The following is a 20,468-nucleotide window of genomic DNA, read 5'->3' as shown; positions in this document are numbered from 1 at the left end:
CGCTCCACAGGAATGGGGGTTTTGGGGCAATAAAAAGCCGATGGCCCCGTTATGGGGCCATCGGCGAGGTGTTGCAAGTAGCGCTCGGAAAGCCTTTAGCCGCAGGCGAGGCCAAGACCTGGCGAGGCGGCGACAAGGCTCAGTCGCCGGATGCAGCCTTGGCCGGAGCCGGTTGCGCCTGGTAGATCAGATACGGCTCGGATTTGTACTCGATCACCGACTCGTCCACCACCACCTTGCTCACATTTTCCTGCGAGGGCAGCTCGTACATCGTGTCAAGCAGCACCGATTCGACGATGGTGCGCAGGCCACGCGCGCCGGTCTTGCGCTTGAGCGCCTTCTTGGCGATCGCGGACAAGGCATCCGGACGGAACTCCAGTTCCACGCCTTCCATATCGAACAGCTTCTTGAACTGCTTGGTGATGGCGTTCTTCGGCTCGGTCAGGATCTTGATCAGCGCCGGCTCGTCCAGCTCTTCGAGCGTTGCGACCACCGGCAGGCGGCCGACGAACTCGGGAATCAGGCCGAACTTGATCAGATCTTCCGGCTCGACTTCGGCCAGGATCTTGCCGACTTCCTGCTTGCGCTCGCTGCTCTTGACCTTGGCGCCAAAGCCAATACCGCCCGCATCGTTGGAACGCTGCTGGATCACCTTGTCCAAGCCGGCAAACGCGCCGCCGCAGATGAACAGGATGTTCTTGGTGTCGACCTGCAGGAATTCCTGCTGCGGATGCTTGCGGCCACCCTGCGGCGGCACCGAAGCAACCGTGCCTTCGATCAACTTGAGCAGCGCCTGCTGCACGCCTTCGCCGGACACGTCACGGGTGATCGACGGGTTCTCGCTCTTGCGCGAGATCTTGTCGATTTCATCGATATAGACGATGCCCTGCTGCGCCTTCTCGACGTCGTAATCGCACTTCTGCAGCAGCTTCTGGATGATGTTTTCCACGTCCTCGCCGACATAGCCGGCTTCGGTCAGCGTGGTGGCATCGGCGATCGTGAACGGCACATTGAGCAGGCGCGCCAGCGTTTCGGCCAGCAGCGTCTTGCCCGACCCGGTCGGACCGACCAGCAGGATGTTGGACTTCGCCAGCTCGACGTCGTCGTTCTTGCTGCGGCTCTCGATGCGCTTGTAGTGGTTGTACACCGCCACAGCAAGCGTGCGCTTGGCGCGCAACTGCCCGATCACGTATTGATCGAGGACCTCGAGGATCTCGCGCGGCTTGGGCAGGCTGGAACGTGCCGACTGCGCCTTTTCTTCGAGTTCCTCGCGGATGATGTCGTTGCACAGCTCAACGCACTCATCGCAGATGAATACGCTGGGACCGGCAATCAGCTTGCGGACTTCATGCTGACTCTTACCGCAGAACGAGCAGTAGAGAATCTTGTTGCTGTCGCCGGAACGACCTTGGCGGTCTTCGCTCATGCTTCTGTTACCCAGTTACCCCACCCGATGCACGGGGGTTCGATTTCGAGAATAGCACAGGGTCGGGAGGACATTCGCCCTGCCCGACCCTGCCGGTTTTTCCTGCAATTTCAACAATCTGGCGATCAAGACGGCTGGATCGACTCTTCCGGACGACGCTCTAGCACCTGATCCACCAGACCATAGGCCTGGGCATCGACCGCGCTCTTGAAGTTGTCGCGCTCGGTGTCGCGCGCGATGGTCTCCAGCGACTGGCCGGTGTGCTTGGCCAGGATCTCGTTCAAGCGCGAACGCAGGGTCAGGATTTCGCGGGCGTGGATGTCGATATCGGTCGCCTGGCCCTGGAAGCCACCCAGCGGCTGATGGATCATCACGCGCGAATTCGGCAGCGCGTAACGCTTGCCGGCCGCACCCGAAGCCAGCAGCAGCGCGCCCATCGAGGCAGCCTGACCGACGCAGATGGTACTCACGTCCGGCTTGATGTACTGCATGGTGTCGTAGATCGCCATGCCGGCGGTGACCACGCCACCAGGCGAGTTGATGTAGATGCTGATGTCCTTTTCCGGGTTGTCCGCTTCCAGGAACAGCAACTGGGCCACGATGACGTTGGCCATATGGTCGTCGATCGGACCGACCAGGAAGATCAGACGCTCCTTCAGCAGACGCGAGTAGATGTCGTACGCACGCTCGCCACGGCTGGTCTGCTCGACCACCATGGGCACCAGGTTCAGGGCTTTGGTCACAATGCTCATCGGTCTTCCTGTTGTGGCAGCGGCCTGTGCCGATGCCCGTGTTCGATATCCGCACCCCGACAACGGCAGGACGCGGTTCTCTTGCTACCGCCTCAGACCCGGATGGCGTCCTGGAACGACAGCGGCTGCTCGGTGTGCTGGGCGCGCTCGGCGATCCAGTCGATCACCTGCTCTTCCATCACACGGCTCTGCAGCCCACCCATCAGTTGGGGGTCGTTGCGGTACATCTCAATGACCTGTTCCGGCTCTTCGTAGGTCGAAGCGATCAGACGCAGCGTTTCACTGACACGCTTGGATTCCAGACGCAGCTCGTTGCGGCGTGCGACTTCACCGACCAGCAGACCGACCAGCACGCGCTTGGCGGCGGCGTCCATGAAGCCCTGATGCGCGTCGTCCGGCACCTGGCCTGGATCGCGGCCGCTGCGACGGACCTGCTCGACCTGCTGGGCCAGCATCGAACGCGCTTCGTTTTCGACCAGACGCGGCGGCATTTCGACGTGCGCATAGGCAGCAATCAGCTGCTCGCCGACTTCGCGACGCAGGCGATTCATCAGCGCGCCCTTGAGCTCGCGCTCCAGGTTGGTGCGGATGTCGGCACGGAACTGCTCGGCATCGCCACTCTTGACGCCGAAGCTCTTGATGAACTCCTTGTCCACCACCGGCAACACCGGCTCGGACACCTCAACCGCCTTGACGTGCACCTGCACGGTCTTGCCAGCCAGCTGCGGCACGCGCCACTCGGCCGGGAAATCGATGGTCAGGGTCTTGTCTTCGCCCTTGGTCAGGCCTTCCAGACCCTTCTCGATCTGGTCGAACATCACGCCCGAGCCCAGTACGCTGCTTCCGGTCTCCACGCCTTCGGCAGGCAGACGCTCGTCGCCGGCCTGGGACCAGGTTTCCAGCGCTACCAGGTCGCCGACCTGCGCACCGCGCTCGACCGGATTCCAGGTGCGGCGCTGCAGGCGCAGGTTTTCGATCATCTGATCGATATCGGCATCGGTCACTTCGGCGGTCGCACGCACCACCGACAGCTTGGTCACGTCGATCTCGCCGAAGTCAGGCACCACTTCGAAGGTGGCGACGAAGTCGAAATCGGTTTCGCCCTGGTCGATCCGCGGGTTGCCGGCCAGACGCAGCGAGTGCTCGCGCACGGCCGAATCGAAGGTTTCGCGCAACAGGCCTTCCATCGCTTCGGCACGCACCTGCTGACCGAAGCGCTGCTCGATGACCTTGGTTGGCACCTTGCCCGGGCGGAACCCCTTGATGCGCGTGGTCCGCGCCAACTCGCGCAGGCGGCCACCGACATGGGTCTCCAGGCGCTCCTGCGGCAGGGTGAAGGTCAGGCGGCGTTCCAGATTGCCGGTGGATTCGATCGATGCTTGCATGTTGACTCCTGCCACCGACAGCGCACAGCGTCGGCACGAGATGGAAGATGCGGGTTGACGGAGGGCGAGAATGCCGCCGAGCCTTGTAGTTTCGCCGATAACGGCGGCCGCTGCCAGCGGCACGCGCGCAGCGGCGTCACGCACGGCAACCACCGGTTTGCGGGAAGTGCAGCGGCCGGAACCCACACGGCCGCGCGGCATTGGTGCGAAAGGGGGGACTCGAACCCCCACGCCTTGCGGCGTCAGAACCTAAATCTGGTGCGTCTACCAATTCCGCCACTTTCGCAATGCCGCAGCTGCCCGAGTATTGTTGCAAAGATGCCTGCAAAGAAAAAGCGCTGCAGGCTGTTCAGGCCTGGCCTGCCGACCTCTGGACACGCTATGGCGATGTTTGGCGACTCCTTGAAGCCGCCCCTTGACACCTGACCCTGCGCTAGAGCCCGGTGAATGGTTCAAGGCCGCGCCCTGCTGCAAGGTAAACCCACGTCCTTCTGCGCGCGTAGGACAGCGACAATGTTTGCGAAAATTCCGTTAATCAGCCAAAAGAGACAACAGCCGCGATGAGAGATCGGTATCGGCAGATCGCGGCCCTGTCGCGAGACTGCATCAAAGAGATCGACCTCGCCGGGCGGATCACGGCAGTCAACGTCAATGGCTTGAACGTCCTTGGCGCCAGCCACCAGGACCAGCTGATCTCCCGCCCCTGGCGCGAGTTATGGCCGCCGGAGTCCGTGGGCCTGGTGGATGCTGCAATCGCAGCGTCCCTTGACGGCTCGGTACACGAATTCGAGGCGGCCTGCGTCAACTTCGTTGGCGTGCGCCAAACCTGGCAGGTCGTCACCAGCCCGCTGTTCGACGAGCAAGGCAATGTCGAGGCGATATTGGCGGTGAGCAAGAACATCTCCGACCGCCGCGCGCTGGAGGCAGCCTTCCATACGCTGGACAGCACCCTGGCCGCGGAGCGCGCGTTTTCCACCAGCGCCCTGATGCTGGCGCGCGCGCGCGAAAACTCGCTGTCGACCGAACTGCACAGCTTGCGCGACCTGCGCGAGCGCATCGAGGGCGACCTGGACATTGCGCGCGCCGCACAGAACGCTGCCGAAAAGATCTCCGAGCAGGCGCAGAAAGGCGAAGCGGTGGGGCAACTACTGGCCGGCGTGGTCCACGATCTGAACAACGTGCTGCAGGCGGCCACCTCGGCGATCGACCTGGTCGTGCAGCGCGCGCAGATCGATGCACACGATGCCAAGCTGCTCGGCGTCGCCGATGCCGCGCTTCAACACGGTTCGGTGATGGCGCAGCGCCTGGTCGGCTTCTCGCGCCAATACCCCTACAGCCCTGAAGCGGTGGATCTGGCCGAACTGGCAGAACAGCTCAGCCCGCTGCTGGAACAGGTGGTTGGCGCAGACCTGCGGTTGCAGCTTCGCACCGTCGATGGCGGATGTTGCGCCATGGTCGACCGCCACACGGTGGAGCGCGCCATCCTGAACCTGGTGATCAACGCCCGCGACGCCTGCAGCAGCGGCGGCAGCATCAGCGTGGAAACCGGCGAAACCTTCGTTACCGAAGAAGATGCGCAACTGACCAAACCGGCAGGGCGTTACATGACCATCACCGTTGCCGACACCGGGCACGGCATGGACAGCACGGTGCAGGCGCGCCTGTTCGAGGCCTACTTCACCACCAAGCACGCAGACAAAGGCGCCGGCCTGGGATTGGCGCAGGTGTATAGCGCGGTACGCCAGGCGGGCGGCTTTGTGGACGTCACCTCGGCCCCGGGCCAGGGCGCGCGCTTCGTGCTGGCGTTTCCGCGCGTGCAACGGGACTAATCGCTTGCGCCGATGACTTCGCGTGACCAAGTCGCGGCATGTTGATTCGTAGACCGCCTGCAGATTGCGTGCGCGCACTCAGTCGCACGACAACCTGAAGGCGCGCAATGGCATGCCGCCGACGTGCTGCACAGCACTGCTCCTGGCATCAGCGACGATGTATCACCGACGATCCGCTCAGTAATCGATCCCTGCCAATGTGCGTGGAGTGGCACACCGGCTACGCATCGGTGTCGATCCTTGCCTGACAGACTGTTGAGAAAATCATCTGCGTGGCGCAACGACGAGCAACTGCGATGCAGGCGATATCGCAACGCTGCGGCAGCATCGCAACCCGGATTAAGCGCTGGCCGCGACTCTTTGACAGCAGACACAAACGCGGGTTTCTGTTTCAGTCGCAGAAAAAGAAAAGCACCTAGGTGTTTGCCTAAGTGCTTTTATTTGGTGGGCCGTCAAGGATTCGAACCTTGGACCTATTGATTAAGAGTCAACTGCTCTACCAACTGAGCTAACGGCCCTGAAACTGGTCGCACATTGTATGTGCTTTTTTGCTTCGTTGCAACACCCCGCGATGCATCGGGTCAAACGTTCCTGCAACTGCCTGTCATCAGTGGGGTGGCTGAGGGGACTCGAACCCCCGACATCTGGAATCACAATCCAGTACTCTAACCAGCTGAGCTACAGCCACCACTGAAAACCTGCTTCCTACCGCACCGCCGATGGCGCGCCCGACAGGACTCGAACCTGTAACCGCCGGCTTAGAAGGCCGGTGCTCTATCCGGTTGAGCTACGGGCGCCCGGACCGAACTTCGCATTCCCACGCCGTCGAGAGCTCGGAATGGTCGGGGTAGAGGGATTCGAACCCCCGACATCCTGCTCCCAAAGCAGGCGCGCTACCAGACTGCGCTATACCCCGGCGGGACCTTTTCATCCCGAAGGCTGGAAAGGTCGGCTATTTTGGGAACGATTGGCCTCGCTGTCAATCACCCTGTGTAAATTGGGAGATCCGGTATCCTCGCAATAACGCTCACCCATACGGCGAGCAACACTTTCATGGAGAAGACGCATGCGTAGCGGTAACCCGGCCCTTCGGGAATCCACGTTCCTCGACCTTGGCTCCGGCTCGGTGGTCACTCGCGATGGTCAGGCGATGACACTCAACGGGACCGTCAACAAGACCGGCCTGCTGTTGCTGATGGCGGTCGTCACCGCTGCGTTCGCGTGGTCGCAGTCGCTTGGCGCAGACGGTGTGCCGCTGCCGGCCGCACGGATTTACATGATCGCCGGTGCGATAGGTGGTCTAGTGTTCGCGCTGGCGACCAGCTTCAAGCCGACCTGGGCGCCGATCACCGCGCCGCTGTACGCGCTGGTGGAAGGCTTTTTCCTGGGGTCGATCTCGGCGGTGTACGAAGCACGCTTCAACGGCATCGTGTTTCAGGCGGTGCTGCTGACCTTCGGCACCATGTTCGCGCTGCTGTTCGCGTATCGCAGCGGCATGATCAAGGCGACCGAGAACTTCAAGCTGGGCGTGGTGGCGGCTACCGGCGGCATTGCGCTGGTGTATCTGGCGACGATTGTGCTTGGCTTTTTCGGCGTGCGGATTCCCTTCATTCACGACTCGGGCCTGATCGGCATTGGCTTTAGCCTGTTCGTGGTGGTGGTGGCGGCACTGAATCTGGTGCTGGATTTCGACTTCATCGAGAGCGGCGTCGAACAGGGCGCACCCAAGCACATGGAGTGGTACGGCGCATTCGGCCTGATGGTGACGCTGGTGTGGCTGTACATCGAGTTCCTGCGTTTGCTGTCGAAGCTGCAGTCGCGCAATTAGCGGGGAATTGGGATTCGGGAATCGCAAAAGCGCTTCCCTGCGATCGATGGCCGAATGACGCAAGACGAATCCCAAGCAAAAAGAAAGGGCGCCTAGGCGCCCTTTCTTTTTATGCGATCAACCAATGCGCTCAGAGGCGGCTGGCAATGGCCTTGGCAAAGCCCATGGTGTTGCCGGTGCCGCCCAGGTCGGGGGTCAGCGAGTCCTTGGCTTCCAGGGTCGCGACAATGGCTTCGCGCAGGCGCTCGGCGTTCTGCGGCTGACCGATGTGGTCCAGCATCTGCGCCGCGCCCAGCAGCAAGGCGCACGGGTTGGCCTTGCCCTGCCCTGCGATGTCCGGCGCCGAGCCGTGCACGGCTTCGAAGATCGCCGCGTCCAGGCCGATATTGGCGCCCGGGGCCAGGCCCAGGCCGCCGACCAGACCGGCACACAGGTCGGAGATGATGTCGCCGAACAGGTTGGTGGTCACGATGATGTCGAACTGCTCCGGACGCATCACCAGCTGCATGCAGGTGTTGTCGACGATCATTTCCTGGAATTCGATTTCCGGGTACTGCGCGGCCACATCGCGTGCCACCTTCAGGAACAGGCCCGAGGTCGACTTGATGATGTTGGCCTTGTGCACCGCGGTGACCTTCTTGCGGCCGGTGGCGCGCGCCAGGTCGAAGGCGTAGCGCACGATGCGCTCGGAGCCCTTGCGGGTGATCCGGGTGCCGGAGAATGCAGTCTCGCCATCCTCGGATACGGTCTGGCCTTCGCTCAGGTAGGCGCCTTCGGTGTTCTCGCGGACGGTGATCAGGTCCACGCCATCGGCGAAACGCGACTTGGTGTTCGGGAACGACTTGGCCGGACGCACATTGGCGTACAGGTCGAACTTGCGACGCATGGCGACGTTGATCGAGCTGAAGCCCTCGCCGACCGGCGTGGTCAGCGGGCTTTTCAGCGCCACCTTGTTCTTGGTGATCGACGCCAGGGTGGACTCGGGCAGCAGATCGCCGTGCTTTTCCAGCGCGACCAGGCCGGCGTCGGCATATTCGTAGGTCAGGCCAGCTTGCAGCGCGTCGAGCACGAACAGCGTGGCATCCATGATCTCCGGGCCAATGCCGTCGCCGCGGATGACCGTGATTGTCTGCGTCATATCGTTGGGTTTCCGAACTTGAAGGGGGGAGCGCCAGCCGTCAAACCCGGCAGATCGGCGCAATGAGGTTTCACCGACAATTATGCCCGATGCCGGTGAAGGCGCCCAAACCGACCTTGGTCTAAGAGCGGCAGACCCCCAAATGCAAGGCGCCGCCCCGATGGGCGGCGCGTGCACGCTTGCTCGTTTCTACGACGCGCCAATCCCCACTCCCGCGCCTCAACTACCCACTCAGTCGTGCGCGTGCTGCGCCGGGGCCTGCGCGCCGCCTTCGAGCTGATCGAGAAAATCCACCGCGCGGCGCAGGTGCGGGATGACGATGGAGCCGCCGACCACCAGGCCGACAGAGAAGGTTTCGAAGAACTCCTCGCGGGTCACGCCTGCCTCTTTGCACTGGGCGACGTGGTAGCTGATGCAGTCGTCGCAGCGCAGTACCATCGAGGCGACCAGGCCGAGCAGCTCCTTGGTCTTCACGTCCAGAGCGCCGGCCTGGTAGGTCTGCGTGTCCAGGGCGAAGAACCGCCGCACCACCTGGTTCGGCTCGGCCAGGATGCGCTGGTTCATGCGCTGGCGGAATTCGGTGAACTCGCGCAGGCGGTCGTCTGCGCCGCCGTCATTGGCGCTCATGCCTGACCGCCGGCGCTACCGGCCAGCAACGGTTCGAGCTTGCCGGCGCGGTGCATGGCCATCATGTCGTCGTAGCCGCCCACGTGGACGTCGCCGACGAAGATCTGCGGCACGCTGGTGCGCTTGGCCAGGGCGACCATCTTGTTGCGCTCGGCCGGGTCCAGGTCGATCCGCACCTCGGTCCAGGTCTTGCCCTTGCTCTTGAGGAAGTTCTTGGCCGCCACGCAGTATGGGCAGATGGCAGAGGAATACAGGGTGATCTGCGGGCCGGAGGCCGCGTCCTGATCGGTATGGTCTTGGCTCACGGGAAACTCCGTGGTTGGTCTGAGGTCTGACACATGGTACCGGGCGACTGGAATTTCCATGTCGTCACCGCAACACTGTGGATTAACCGATGATTCACGCCATCGCGCCGTGCTGCCCGCATGCTCCGCGCCCTACCTGGGAGTTCCACTTGCGCCTGCTACCGCTCGCCACTGCCCTCACGCTGGCCGTCGCCATGGGCATGGCACCTGCGCAGGAAAGCCGCCTGCCCGACATCGGTTCGTCGGCTGGCGAATTGCTGACCCCGGCGCGCCAGGCCGAGTACGGCAGGATGATGCTGGCCGAGTTGCGCAACTACGACTACGTGCTGGACGACCCGCTGATCACCGACTGGCTGCAAACCATGGGCACCCGGCTGGGCGCCAACAGCGACCAGCCGCAGCAACCGTTTACCTTCTTCATGCTGCGCGACCGCCAGATCAATGCGTTCGCCACGTTGGGCGGCTATATCGCGGTCAATGCCGGGCTGGTCTTGACCGCCGAGCGCGAGGACGAAGTGGCGGCGGTGCTGTCGCACGAAATTGCCCACGTCACCCAGCAGCACGTGCTGCGCGGGGTGGAACGCGCGCAACGCGACCAGATCCCGATCCTGCTCGGCATGCTGGCAGCAGTGGTGGCGGCGCAACAGGCCGGAGGCAACTCCAAGGGCGATGCCACCATGGCCACCATTACCAGCGCGATGGGGCTGATGCAGCAGCGGCAGATCGACTACACCCGCTCCAACGAATCCGAAGCCGACCGGCTGGGCATCCGCACCCTGGTGCGCAGCGGCTACGATGTGGACGCGATGGCCGGCTTCTTCGAGCGCATGTCGGTGGCGATGCGCGCCAACGAGGGCGGTTACAGCGCACCGGATTTCCTGCAGACCCACCCGGTTACGGTCACCCGTATCAGCGAGGCAAAAGCGCGCGCTGAGCAGATGAAGAAGAACACCGTGGTGTTGACCACCTCGGTGCCGGGCGGAAGCCGCCAGGAACGCGTTGACCCGGCCGACCCCTCGCTGTCGGAGCCACTCAGCCGCAACGGCAATGCGCTGCTGCCCTATGCGCTACGGTTGCCGGTGGACGCACTGAGCCGCGGCGCAGACCAGCAGGGCTTCGACTGGGCCAAGGAGCGCCTGCGCGTGCTCAGCGCAACCACGCCGGATGCGGCGATTCGCGAATACGAGAACCTGCGCCGCAGCGCCAAGCAAGGCTTGAGCGATGCTCAGCGCTACGGCCTGGCGCTGGCCCGGCTGCGCAACAGCGGCGGCCGGCCGGGCGAGCCGGTGGCCGAGCTTGCCGCCCTGCTCGATGCGCACCCGGACAATCTGTGGCTGGCGCTGGGTCTGAGCGAGGCGCAAGCGCGGGTGGGCCAGCGCGAGGCGGCCAATGCGCGCTTCGATGCGCTGCTCAAGCAATTGCCGAACAACCGCGCGGTGGCGCTGACCTATGCCGGCGCGCTCAACGAGCAGGCCAGCAAGGGGTCCGGCCAGCGCGCGCGTCAGGTGCTCGAGCCTTTGCTGCACCGGCGCAGCGACGACCCGCTACTGCAGCAAGGCTACGCCCGCGCCTGCGAGCTGTCCGGCGACCACCTGCGCGCGAGCGAAGCGTATGCCGAAGCGGCGTTTTTGAACGGCCGTGCCGAACAGGCGCTGATCCAGCTGGAAGCGTTGAAAAAGAAAGATCTCGACTATGTGACACGGGCGCGCGTGGATGCACGCATCGCCGCAATCACCCCGACCGTGCTGGAGCTGCGGCGCCAGGGCATCCGCGACCCGGATCTGTCCACGCGCTGATTCCCGCGCACTGACATCCTGGCGTTACGTTGCCGGCATCAACGATGCGAACGCATGCTTTCGCAAGGCGACCCGGCGAGGCGTAGCGGTTCAGTCCGCTTGACGCAACGGCGGACTGCGCGAAGGCAACGCCAGCGATGTCACATTAGAGTCACAAAACCGTAGTCTACTGGCGATCAACCAGAGCCAGACGGTAAGCCCCGCGTGCAGAAACGCATTCTGATCGTCGATGACGAACCCGCGATCCGCGACATGGTGGCGTTCGCGCTGCGCAAAGGCGAGTTCGAGCCCATCCATGCCGGCGACGCACGCGAGGCGCAGACCGCCATCGCCGACCGCGTGCCGGATCTGATCCTGCTGGACTGGATGCTGCCGGGCACCAGCGGGCTGGATCTGGCTCGTCGCTGGCGCAAGGAACAGCTGACACGCGAGATTCCGATCATCATGCTCACCGCGCGTGGCGAAGAAAACGACCGCGTCGGTGGCCTGGAAGCCGGCGTCGACGATTACGTGGTCAAGCCGTTTTCGGCACGCGAGCTGCTGGCACGCATCCGTGCGGTGATGCGGCGCACCCGCGAGGACGACGAAGACGGCAGCGTGGCGCTGGGCCGCCTGCGCATCGATGGCGCCGCGCACCGCGTGTTCGCCGGCGATGCGCCGGTGCCGATCGGCCCGACCGAATACCGCCTGCTGCATTTCTTCATGACCCACCCCGAGCGCGTGTATACGCGCACCCAGCTGCTGGACCATGTCTGGGGCGGCAGCGTGTATGTGGAAGAGCGCACCATCGACGTACACATCCGCCGCCTGCGCAAGACGCTGGAACCGTTCGGCCTGGAAAACATGGTGCAGACCGTGCGCGGCTCGGGCTATCGTTTTTCGTCGGCGACCTGACGTGCCGCCAAGCCGCCCGGCCGGACTCTGGCCGGGGCGGCTGCCCACCTGACGCTTCGTGATCACGCCTTCCATGCCTCAACATATTCGTTCCGCCTGGCTCAAGACGCTTGGCACCCTTGCGCTGTTGCTGGGCGCTGCCGTCGTGGTGGGCGTGTTGATCGAGCATGTGTGGATGGCACTGACGCTCACCGCGCTGGGCGTGCTGACCTGGCATTACTGGCGACTGCGCCAGGTGCTGCGCCGGCTCACGGCGCGCCAGCGCGCCGAACCGGCCGCCGGCGTCGGCGCCTGGAACGAGCTGGACCGGCTGCTGTATCGCAGCCAGGCCGAAATGCGCGGGCGCAAGCGCCGCCTGATCGATATGTTGCGCACCTACCGCGCCGCAGCGCAGGCGCTGCCGGATGCGGTGGTGGTGGTGGATCGCAACGGCCAACGCGTGCAGTGGTTCAACAAGGCAGCCGGCGGTTTGTTGGGCCTGCATCACCCCGGCGATATGGGCGTATCGGTAGTGGAGCGGCTGCAGCCGTTGCCGCTGGCGCATTGGCTGGCGGCCGGTCGCAATGCAGAACCGATGCTCGATGCCGCCTCGCCGGTGGACCCGGATCTGCGCCTGAATCTGCGCCTGATTCCCTATTCCGACGACTACTGGCTACTGGTGGCGCGCGATGTCAGCAAGCTGCTGCGGCTGGAACAGGTACGTCGCGACTTCGTGGCCAATGTCTCGCACGAACTGCGTACCCCGTTGACGGTGGTGCACGGTTACCTGGACATGCTCGACCCGGAAGATTTCCCCGATTCGGGCCCGATGCTGGCGGAGATGCGCAAGCAATCGCAGCGCATGGCGCAGCTGGTGGAAGACCTGTTGACGCTGTCGCGGCTGGAATCGCAGGAAGAACTCGGCGAAGAACACGTGGCGATGGCGCCGATGCTCTCCACCCTGCGCCGCGAGGCCGAGGCGCACAGCCAGGGCCGCCACACGGTGGAAGTGATCGATGAGGCCGGTGTGGATCTGCTCGGCTCCAACAAGGAACTGCACAGCGCGTTTTCCAATCTGGTGACCAATGCGGTGCGCTACACGCCGGGTGGCGGCACGGTGACGATCCGCTTCGTGCGCGAAGGTGATGGCGCGGCGCTGGCGGTGCGCGACACCGGCTACGGCATTCCCGCCTCGCATCTGCCGCGCATCACCGAACGCTTCTATCGGGTGTCCAGCAGCCGCTCGCGCGAGAGCGGCGGCACCGGGCTCGGGCTGTCGATCGTCAAGCACATCCTGGGGCTGCATCAGGCGCGCCTGGACATCGAAAGCGAAGTGGGACGCGGCAGCGAATTCTCGTGTCATTTTGTGGCTGCGCGCGTCGTGCAGCGCGAGCAATCGGTGCCACTGTCACGCTCGGCGTGATATGTAGTAAGCATGCGCCGCAACGCGCTGCGATCGGCTCGTGACGTGCGCACCGCGTTACCTTCGCTGCATGGCACGCGCGGCAAATACGCACACTTTCCGTCTTGATGACCGACTCCATGGGCCACGCCAAAGAACTGCACGACATCACACCCGGCGACGACATCGCCACCGATCCCTTGCGTGATCCGGCGCTGTACATCAACCGCGAGCTGTCGCAGCTGGATTTCAATTTCCGGGTGCTGGCGCAGGCGCTCGATGAACAGGTGCCGTTGCTGGAAAGGCTGCGCTTTCTGTGCATCTCGTGCACCAATCTTGACGAATTCTTCGAGATCCGTGCGGCCACCGTGCGGCACGCACAAGAGTTCGGGCTGCCGCCGGCACCGGATGGGCTGAGCCCGACCGCCATCCTCAACGCGGTGCACGATCGCGCCGCCAAGCTGGTCGAGCAGCAATACCACGCATGGAATGAAGTACTGCGCCCGGCGATGGAAGGTGCCGGTGTTGCCGTGCTCAGCCGCTCGGCCTGGACCTCGCGCCAGAAGCGTTGGCTGCGTGCGTATTTCCGCAACGAGATCATGCCGGTGCTGTCGCCGTTGGGGCTGGACCCGGCGCACCCGTTCCCGAAGATCCTCAACAAGACGCTGAACATCGTGGTGGTGCTGGAAGGCCAGGACGCGTTCGGCCGCGCCGGGCATCTGGCCATCGTGCGCGCGCCGCGCTCATTACCGCGCATCATCCAGCTGCCGGCAAGCCTGTCCCCGGAGGGCACGCAGAGCTTCGTCTTCCTCTCATCGGTGTTGTCCGAGTTCGTGGACGAATTGTTCCCGGGCATGCAGGTCATGGGCTCGTATCAGTTCCGCGTTACCCGCAATTCCGAACTGGTGGTGGACGAGGAAGAAGTCGAAAACCTGGCGCTGGCACTGCGCGACGAACTGGTCACGCGCGGCTACCGGCCGGCGGTGCGCCTGGAGATTGCGCACGATTGCCCGGCGCCAATCACGCGCACCTTGTTGCAGAATTTTGGCCTGAACGAAAATGCGGTGTACCGCATCGTGGGGCCGGTCAATCTGAGCCGTGTCACCCAGGTCTACGATCTGGTGCAGCGCCCCGAGCTCAAATACCCCTCGTTCAATCCGCGCACCTTGCGCGACAGCGAAGGCATCTTCGAGATCGTCAAAAAGGGCGATGTCTTGCTGCATCACCCCTTCGATGCGTTCACTGCGGTGCTGGACGTGATCCGTCAGGCCGCAGTCGACCCGAATGTGCTGGCGATCAAGCAGACGCTGTACCGCACCGGCAAGGATTCGTTGATTGTCGATGCGCTGATTCTGGCCGCGCGCAACGGCAAGGACGTCACCGTGGTGGTGGAGTTGCGTGCGCGCTTCGATGAAGAAGCCAACCTGGGCCTGGCCGACAAGTTGCAGGAAGCCGGCGTGCAGGTGGTCTATGGCGTGGTCGGTTTCAAGACCCACGCCAAGATGCTGCTGATCGTGCGGCGCGAGGGGCGCAAGCTCAAACGCTACGTGCACCTGGGCACCGGCAATTACCACAGCGGCACCGCGCGGCTGTACACCGACATCAGCCTGATCACGGCGGATGCGGAGATCGGCAACGACGTGCACATGCTGTTCCAGCAGTTGTCCGGGCTTGCCCCGCGCATGAAACTGGAGCAGTTGTTGCAGTCGCCCTTTACGCTGCATGCCGGCGTGCTGAAGCGGATCGATCGCGAGACCCGGCTGGCCCGCAAGGGTCGCCCGGGCCGCATCATCGCCAAGATGAATGCCCTCAACGAACCGCAGGTGGTGCGTGCGTTGTACACGGCCTCGCAGGCCGGCGTGCAGATCGATCTGATCGTGCGTGGCGCCTGCACGCTGCGCCCCGGGGTGCCGGGCGTGTCCGAGAACATCCGCGTGCGCTCGATCGTGGGGCGATTCCTGGAACATAGCCGCGTGTACTGGTTCGGCAACGACGGTGCGGCCGAGTTGTATTGCGCCAGCGCCGACTGGCTGGAACGCAATCTGCTGCGACGGGTGGAGACCTGCTTCCCGATCCTGGAGCCGGATCTGGCCAAGCGTGTCTACCGCGAAGTGCTGCAGAACTATCTGGACGACAACGTCAGCGCCTGGGAGCTGGATGCCGAGGGCGTGTACCACAAGCGCACTCCCGGCCCGGGCGAGCCGCCACATTCGGCGCAGATGACCTTGCTCGACCGGATCTGAGCGCCGCGGGCAGCGCGCAGGGCGGGACGCCGTTCGCCAAGGCGAGCGGCGCGTCCGCAACCGCTGCCTGCAGCGATTCGACCGCCGACCACGCCCGCTCGCGCATGCGCATACGTGGCCTCTCACGGGGCCAGCGGCCCATCGGCTACCATGCGGCCATGCCAATGCCCTCCCCCATGATTCCGCCCCTGCGCGATGGCGATTTTCTTGCCGCCATCGACCTAGGGTCCAATAGTTTCCACATGGTCATTGCGCGCTACCTGATGGGTCAGCTGCGCGTCGTCGATCGCTTGCGCGAGACCGTGCGCATGGCCGATGGTCTGGATGGCAAAGGTGGCATCTCCAACGAAGCGCGTCAGCGCGCGCTCGAATGCCTGGCACGTTTCGGCCAGCGCATTCGCGAAGTGCCCTCGCTGCGCGTGCGCGCGTTGGCCACCAACACGGTGCGGCAACTACGTTCGCCGCAGGCGTTTCTGATGCCGGCCGAGACCGCGCTGGGCCATGCGATCGAAGTGGTCAGCGGGCGCGAGGAAGCGCGCCTGATCTATCTGGGCGTTGCGCATGCGCAGCCGCCCAAGCCCGATCAACGCCGGCTGGTGATCGACATCGGCGGCGGCTCGACCGAGTTCATCATCGGCCGCGGCTTCCAGACGCTGGAACGCGAGAGCCTGCAGGCCGGCTGCATTGCCAGCACGCGGCGGTTTTTCCCCGGCGGCAAATTGTCCAAGAAGAAATGGAAGGACGCGCTGACCGAGATCGGCGCCGAATTCCAGCAGTTCGCCGGCCAGTACAAGGCGCTGGGCTGGCATGAAGCGATCGGCTCGTCCGGCACGCACAAGGCCATCGGCGAGATGTGCGCGGCGATGAAGCTGACCAAGGGCGCGATCACCGCCGAGGCGCTGCCGGCGCTGCGCGACGAGTTGCTCAAGGCCAAGCGCATCGAAGATATCCAATTGCCTGGGCTGGCCGCCGAGCGGCGCCCGATCATCGCCGGCGGCATCCTGGTGCTCGAGGCCGCCTTCCAGGCGCTGGCGCTGGAGAAGCTGATGGTCAGCAAGGCCGCGATGCGCGAAGGCATCCTGTACGACATGCTCGGCCGCGGCGGCGAAAACGATCCGCGCGACAGCTCGGTGGCCTCGCTGGTGCAGCGCTACGGCATCGACGAAGTCCAGGCGCAGCGCGTGGAAGCCACCGCCTGCCGGCTGTTCGACCAGGTCTGCGAGTCCTGGCAACTGGATGGCGACGATGCACAGGTGCTGCGGCGCGCGGCGCGTCTGCACGAGCTGGGGCTGATCATTGCGCACAGCCAGTACCACGTGCACGGCAGCTACATCCTGGAACACTCGGATATCGCCGGGTTTTCGCGGCAGGAACAGCAGGTGCTGGCCGCGCTGGTGCGTACGCATCGGCGCAATGTGCCCAAGACCGCATTCGACGCGCTGCCGGACCGCTTGTTGCTGCCCACCCGCCGCAAGGCCGCGCTGCTGCGGCTGGCGGTGTTGCTGCACCGCGCGCACGAATCCGACCCGATCCCGACACTGGAACTCACCGCCGAAGACGCCCGGCTGTCGTTGATCCTGTCGCAAAGCTGGATCGACTCGCGCCCGCTGCTGCGCGCCGACCTGATCGGCGAAGTCGAAAGCATGGCGGGCCTGGGGATCACGTTCAAACCGTTTGTGACCTGAGGCCTTCGGCCTCAGTTGGGATTGGGGATTCGGGATTGGGGATTTGTTGATCCCTGCAGACCACGTGTTGCGGGCTTGCTGACATTTGCACAGCCCGCTTCTGCGAATCCCGAATCCCGAATTCCCACTCCCGTCGCGCCTGTCATCGCCACGTCTTATTGGCGCAACATCCATGCCATCGCGCTCCCGGAAGCTAGTCAAAACGGGAGAACGGGCATGCGCTACGCGATCGTTACCGAAACCTATCCCCCCGAGGTCAACGGTGTTGCACTGACCGTGCATGGACTGGAAACCGGGCTGCGCGCACGCGGGCACCAGGTGGATGTGGTGCGTCCACGCCAGAGCGCAGACACCGCACCGACCGCTGCGCTGCTGGTGCGCGGTGCATCGCTGCCGCGCTACGCGGGATTGAAATTCGGCCTGCCGGCCACGCAACGCCTCGTGCGTCATTGGCGCAGCACGCAACCGGATGCGATCTATGTGACCACGGAAGGCCCCCTGGGCTGGTCGGCGATGCGCGCGGCTCGCCGGCTCGGCATTCCGGTCGCTACCGGCTTGCACACCCGCTTCGATGAATACCTGCCCGACTACGGCGCCGCCTGGCTGCAGGGCACGGCCTTGCGCTGGATGCGGCGCTTCCATAACCAGGCCGATGCCACCCTGGTCCCCACGCGCGAACTGCAGCAGTTCCTGCGCAACGACGGCTTCGAACGCGTGCAATTGCTGGCGCGCGCAGTGGACAGCCAGCAATTCGACCCAAGCCGTCGCGACCCGGCATTGCGCGCCACCTGGGGCATCGAAGGCGAAGGCTTTGCCGCCATCTACGTGGGACGCATCGCCAGCGAAAAGAATCTGCCGCTGGCAGTGCGTGCCTTTCGCACGCTGCAACAGATCCGCCCGAACGCGCGCTTCGTGTGGGTGGGCGATGGCCCGGCACGCGAGAAGATTGCGCAGGAAAATCCGGACTTCATTTTCTGCGGTGTGCAGCGCGGCGATGCCCTGGCGCGTCACTTCGCCAGCGGCGATCTGTTCCTGTTCCCCAGCCGCAGCGAGACCTTCGGCAATGTCACCCTGGAAGCGATGGCCAGCGGTGTGGCGACGGTTGCTTTCGATTACGGCGCTGCACGCGAGTATCTGCGCAACGGCCAGACCGGCGCGGCGGTGGATACCGACGACGGCTTCATCGAGGCCGCCGTTGCGCTCACCAAAGACGACGCACTGCGCCAGCGCTTGGGCAATGCGGCAGCGCAAGCGATGAAAAAGCTGCATCCAGACAATGTGGTTTCCGATTTCGAAGCCTTGTTGCTGGGAATCAGTGCTGCACGGGGGCGTTATGTCGTCAACGCGGCTTGAGGTCTTGCGCGGCCACGAGGCACGCTGGTGTCGGCGCGCCAATCACTGGTGCCGGCGCCACCCGGTACGGCGCGCGTTCGCCACCATCAGCCGCCTGGGCGACGGCGTGTTCTGGTACGCCCTGATGGGGTTGCTGGTGGCCCTCGACGGCATGCACGGCGTGCGTGCATCGGCGCACATGGCCGCCACCGGCGTACTCGCATTGACGTTGTACAAAGCGCTCAAACGCTGGACCCGCCGCCCGCGCCCGTATGCGGCAGACGTGCGCATTCGTGCCTGGGTGGCACCGCTGGACGAGTTCAGTTTCCCCTCCGGCCACACCTTGCACGCGGTGTCCTTCAGCATCGTGGCGCTGGCCTACTACCCCTGGCTCGGCCCCTTGCTGGTGCCGTTTTCGGCCGGCGTGGCGCTCTCGCGCGTGGTGCTGGGGCTGCACTATCCCAGCGACGTGCTGGCCGCCACGGTGATCGGCGTGCTGCTGGCGAGCCTGTCGCTGTGGGAGTTCCCGGCGGTGTTGGGGTAAGTGCTGCCGGTTTGCGTGAGGGCGGCTTGCTGACAGGTAAGCGTAAGGGTAAACGGACAGGTACCAGAACGGTACCGAGTAAGCAGCAAGGCCTGTTCGCTTCATCCTTCTCCCGCCGGGACATTGTCCTCCTTTACGGGGGAGAAGGTGCCCCGCAGGGGCGGATGAGGGTACGTGCGAAGCTTCATAGACTCGCCGTCGATTGTTCTTTCGCGAACGTTGATAAAGAAAAACGCAGCGCAGCAATTGCGACTTCAGCGTGTGGCTTCGCCCCGTACCCTCACCCCTACCCCTCTCCCGCAGGGAGAGGGGATCTTGCGCTGAAGGTATGCGGTGAGTTGATAAAAGTTGCCCATCCACGCGCATGCCCATGGCGCGTGCGACCCGCAGGAGGTCTAAATAGCGTTCACCAGCCTCCGGCGTCGTTGCAAAAATCGTTCGCACATCAATCGTCACGCAACTGAAGCGCTTCTCCGCTTCTCCGCTTCTCGATTCCCAATTCCCAATTCCCGCCCCGCCCTGCCGCCGTACAATGGCGCAATGACGACCCTGTTCATTTCCGACCTGCATCTGGATCCGGCCCGGCCGGCGATCACCGAGTTGTTTCTGGATTTCCTGCGCACGCAGGTATCCGGTAGCGACGCGCTCTACATCCTGGGCGACCTGTTCGAAGCCTGGATCGGCGACGACACCCCGTCCACGGCCGCCGATGCGGTGGCAGTGGCGCTGCATGCGGTGGCCAACGCCGGCGTGCCGGTGTTCTTCATGCCCGGCAACCGCGACTTCCTGTTGGGCGAAACCTACGCGCAGCGCGCGGGCTTCCGCATCCTGCCCGACCCCACCGTCATCGATCTGTACGGGCACACCACGCTGCTGATGCACGGCGACCTGCTGTGCAGCGACGACACTGCCTACCAGGCATTCCGCGCGCAAACACGCGACCCGGTGTTTCAGGCGCAATTCCTGGCGCAGCCGCTGGCCGCACGGGTGGCGTTTGCGCAGCAGGCGCGCGCGGCCAGCCAGGCGCGCCATGCAGAACTCAAGCAGGGCGACCAATCGCGCTTCGAGACCGTCACCGACGTGACGCCATCCGAAGTGGAAGCCACCTTCGTGCGGTACGGGTTGGACCGGCTGATCCACGGCCACACCCATCGCCCTGCCATCCACACGGTGCAAGCCGGCGGCCACACCTGCACCCGCATCGTGCTGGGCGACTGGTACGAACAAGGTTCGGTCCTGCGCGTGGATGCCGACGGCGTGGCGCTGGAGCAGTTGGCGCTGTCACCCGTCTGACCGACGCGCT

16 protein-coding genes and 5 tRNA genes are annotated in these 20,468 nt (G+C 64.3%); 10 read left to right on the top strand and 11 right to left on the bottom strand.

The annotated features are described in order from the left end of the window. Nucleotides 1-139 precede the first annotated feature (139 nt). The 4 genes from clpX to M3O59_RS05205 all read right to left on the bottom strand — a co-directional run bounded on the left by clpX (nt 140) and on the right by M3O59_RS05205 (nt 3,849). Nucleotides 140-1,426 (bottom strand): ATP-dependent Clp protease ATP-binding subunit ClpX, encoded by a 1,287-nt coding sequence (clpX, locus tag M3O59_RS05220; protein WP_116906219.1) that lies wholly within the window; start codon nt 1,424-1,426, stop codon nt 140-142. A 125-nt stretch (nt 1,427-1,551) separates the two neighbouring features. Then, nucleotides 1,552-2,178 (bottom strand): ATP-dependent Clp endopeptidase proteolytic subunit ClpP, encoded by a 627-nt coding sequence (clpP, locus tag M3O59_RS05215; protein WP_002806026.1) that lies wholly within the window; start codon nt 2,176-2,178, stop codon nt 1,552-1,554. Nucleotides 2,179-2,270: 92 nt separating this feature from the next. Next, on the bottom strand, nt 2,271-3,563 hold the full coding sequence (gene tig, locus M3O59_RS05210) for a trigger factor (protein WP_064634249.1): 1,293 nt from the start codon (nt 3,561-3,563) through the stop codon (nt 2,271-2,273). A gap of 201 nt (nt 3,564-3,764) precedes the next feature. Beyond that, nucleotides 3,765-3,849: transfer RNA gene (locus M3O59_RS05205), tRNA-Leu, on the bottom strand. Between the two features lie 274 nt (nt 3,850-4,123). Between M3O59_RS05205 and M3O59_RS05200 the strand changes: the two genes are divergently transcribed. Continuing rightward, nucleotides 4,124-5,392: a two-component system sensor histidine kinase NtrB gene (locus M3O59_RS05200; protein WP_116906218.1), complete on the top strand. Its 1,269-nt coding sequence runs from the start codon at nt 4,124-4,126 to the stop codon at nt 5,390-5,392. Nucleotides 5,393-5,834: 442 nt separating this feature from the next. On the opposite strand, the gene M3O59_RS05195 is transcribed toward M3O59_RS05200, so the two are convergent. The 4 genes from M3O59_RS05195 to M3O59_RS05180 form a co-directional block, all read right to left on the bottom strand. After that, nucleotides 5,835-5,910 (bottom strand) — tRNA-Lys (locus M3O59_RS05195). A gap of 93 nt (nt 5,911-6,003) precedes the next feature. Continuing rightward, nucleotides 6,004-6,080 (bottom strand) — tRNA-His (locus M3O59_RS05190). A gap of 32 nt (nt 6,081-6,112) precedes the next feature. Further along, nucleotides 6,113-6,189: transfer RNA gene (locus M3O59_RS05185), tRNA-Arg, on the bottom strand. A 42-nt stretch (nt 6,190-6,231) separates the two neighbouring features. Beyond that, nucleotides 6,232-6,308: transfer RNA gene (locus M3O59_RS05180), tRNA-Pro, on the bottom strand. 150 nt (nt 6,309-6,458) lie between these two features. Between M3O59_RS05180 and M3O59_RS05175 the strand changes: the two genes are divergently transcribed. Next, the gene (locus M3O59_RS05175) at nt 6,459-7,220 is read left to right on the top strand and encodes a Bax inhibitor-1/YccA family protein (RefSeq protein ID WP_064634247.1); all 762 of its coding nucleotides are present in this window, start codon (nt 6,459-6,461) and stop codon (nt 7,218-7,220) included. A gap of 130 nt (nt 7,221-7,350) precedes the next feature. On the opposite strand, the gene M3O59_RS05170 is transcribed toward M3O59_RS05175, so the two are convergent. The 3 genes from M3O59_RS05170 to grxC all read right to left on the bottom strand — a co-directional run bounded on the left by M3O59_RS05170 (nt 7,351) and on the right by grxC (nt 9,290). Then, nucleotides 7,351-8,358: an isocitrate dehydrogenase gene (locus M3O59_RS05170; protein WP_010368534.1), complete on the bottom strand. Its 1,008-nt coding sequence runs from the start codon at nt 8,356-8,358 to the stop codon at nt 7,351-7,353. Between the two features lie 231 nt (nt 8,359-8,589). Continuing rightward, nucleotides 8,590-8,985 (bottom strand): carboxymuconolactone decarboxylase family protein, encoded by a 396-nt coding sequence (locus tag M3O59_RS05165; RefSeq protein WP_064634245.1) that lies wholly within the window; start codon nt 8,983-8,985, stop codon nt 8,590-8,592. Further along, a complete protein-coding gene (gene grxC / locus M3O59_RS05160) occupies nt 8,982-9,290 on the bottom strand; it encodes a glutaredoxin 3 (RefSeq protein WP_064634244.1) in 309 nt (102 codons plus the stop codon). The genes M3O59_RS05165 and grxC overlap by 4 nt, the downstream gene beginning before the upstream one ends. A gap of 149 nt (nt 9,291-9,439) precedes the next feature. Between grxC and M3O59_RS05155 the strand changes: the two genes are divergently transcribed. The 8 genes from M3O59_RS05155 to lpxH all read left to right on the top strand — a co-directional run bounded on the left by M3O59_RS05155 (nt 9,440) and on the right by lpxH (nt 20,458). Then, the gene (locus M3O59_RS05155; RefSeq protein ID WP_095522428.1) at nt 9,440-11,086 is read left to right on the top strand and encodes a M48 family metalloprotease; all 1,647 of its coding nucleotides are present in this window, start codon (nt 9,440-9,442) and stop codon (nt 11,084-11,086) included. Between the two features lie 204 nt (nt 11,087-11,290). After that, entirely contained in the window at nt 11,291-11,980 is a 690-nt protein-coding gene (gene phoB / locus M3O59_RS05150) for a phosphate regulon transcriptional regulator PhoB (protein WP_064634242.1), read from the top strand. A 73-nt stretch (nt 11,981-12,053) separates the two neighbouring features. Then, entirely contained in the window at nt 12,054-13,382 is a 1,329-nt protein-coding gene (gene phoR / locus M3O59_RS05145) for a phosphate regulon sensor histidine kinase PhoR (protein WP_064634241.1), read from the top strand. A 119-nt stretch (nt 13,383-13,501) separates the two neighbouring features. Beyond that, the gene (ppk1, locus tag M3O59_RS05140) at nt 13,502-15,604 is read left to right on the top strand and encodes a polyphosphate kinase 1 (protein ID WP_116906216.1); all 2,103 of its coding nucleotides are present in this window, start codon (nt 13,502-13,504) and stop codon (nt 15,602-15,604) included. Between the two features lie 164 nt (nt 15,605-15,768). After that, nucleotides 15,769-17,289 carry an exopolyphosphatase gene (gene ppx, locus M3O59_RS05135; RefSeq protein ID WP_181920595.1) on the top strand — a complete coding sequence of 507 codons (1,521 nt, stop codon included), beginning with the start codon at nt 15,769-15,771 and terminating at the stop codon, nt 17,287-17,289. A 216-nt stretch (nt 17,290-17,505) separates the two neighbouring features. Beyond that, nucleotides 17,506-18,642 carry a glycosyltransferase family 4 protein gene (locus M3O59_RS05130; RefSeq protein WP_116906214.1) on the top strand — a complete coding sequence of 379 codons (1,137 nt, stop codon included), beginning with the start codon at nt 17,506-17,508 and terminating at the stop codon, nt 18,640-18,642. After that, the gene (locus tag M3O59_RS05125; RefSeq protein WP_116906213.1) at nt 18,623-19,165 is read left to right on the top strand and encodes a phosphatase PAP2 family protein; all 543 of its coding nucleotides are present in this window, start codon (nt 18,623-18,625) and stop codon (nt 19,163-19,165) included. The genes M3O59_RS05130 and M3O59_RS05125 overlap by 20 nt, the downstream gene beginning before the upstream one ends. Before the next feature lie 540 nt (nt 19,166-19,705). After that, nucleotides 19,706-20,458 carry a UDP-2,3-diacylglucosamine diphosphatase gene (gene lpxH, locus M3O59_RS05120; protein ID WP_116906212.1) on the top strand — a complete coding sequence of 251 codons (753 nt, stop codon included), beginning with the start codon at nt 19,706-19,708 and terminating at the stop codon, nt 20,456-20,458. The last annotated feature ends 10 nt before the right edge of the window (nt 20,459-20,468 follow it).

The organism is Xanthomonas nasturtii (assembly GCF_023337365.3).
GTDB lineage: Bacteria > Pseudomonadota > Gammaproteobacteria > Xanthomonadales > Xanthomonadaceae > Xanthomonas > Xanthomonas nasturtii.
This window is presented reverse-complemented; position numbering and strand designations above follow the sequence as displayed.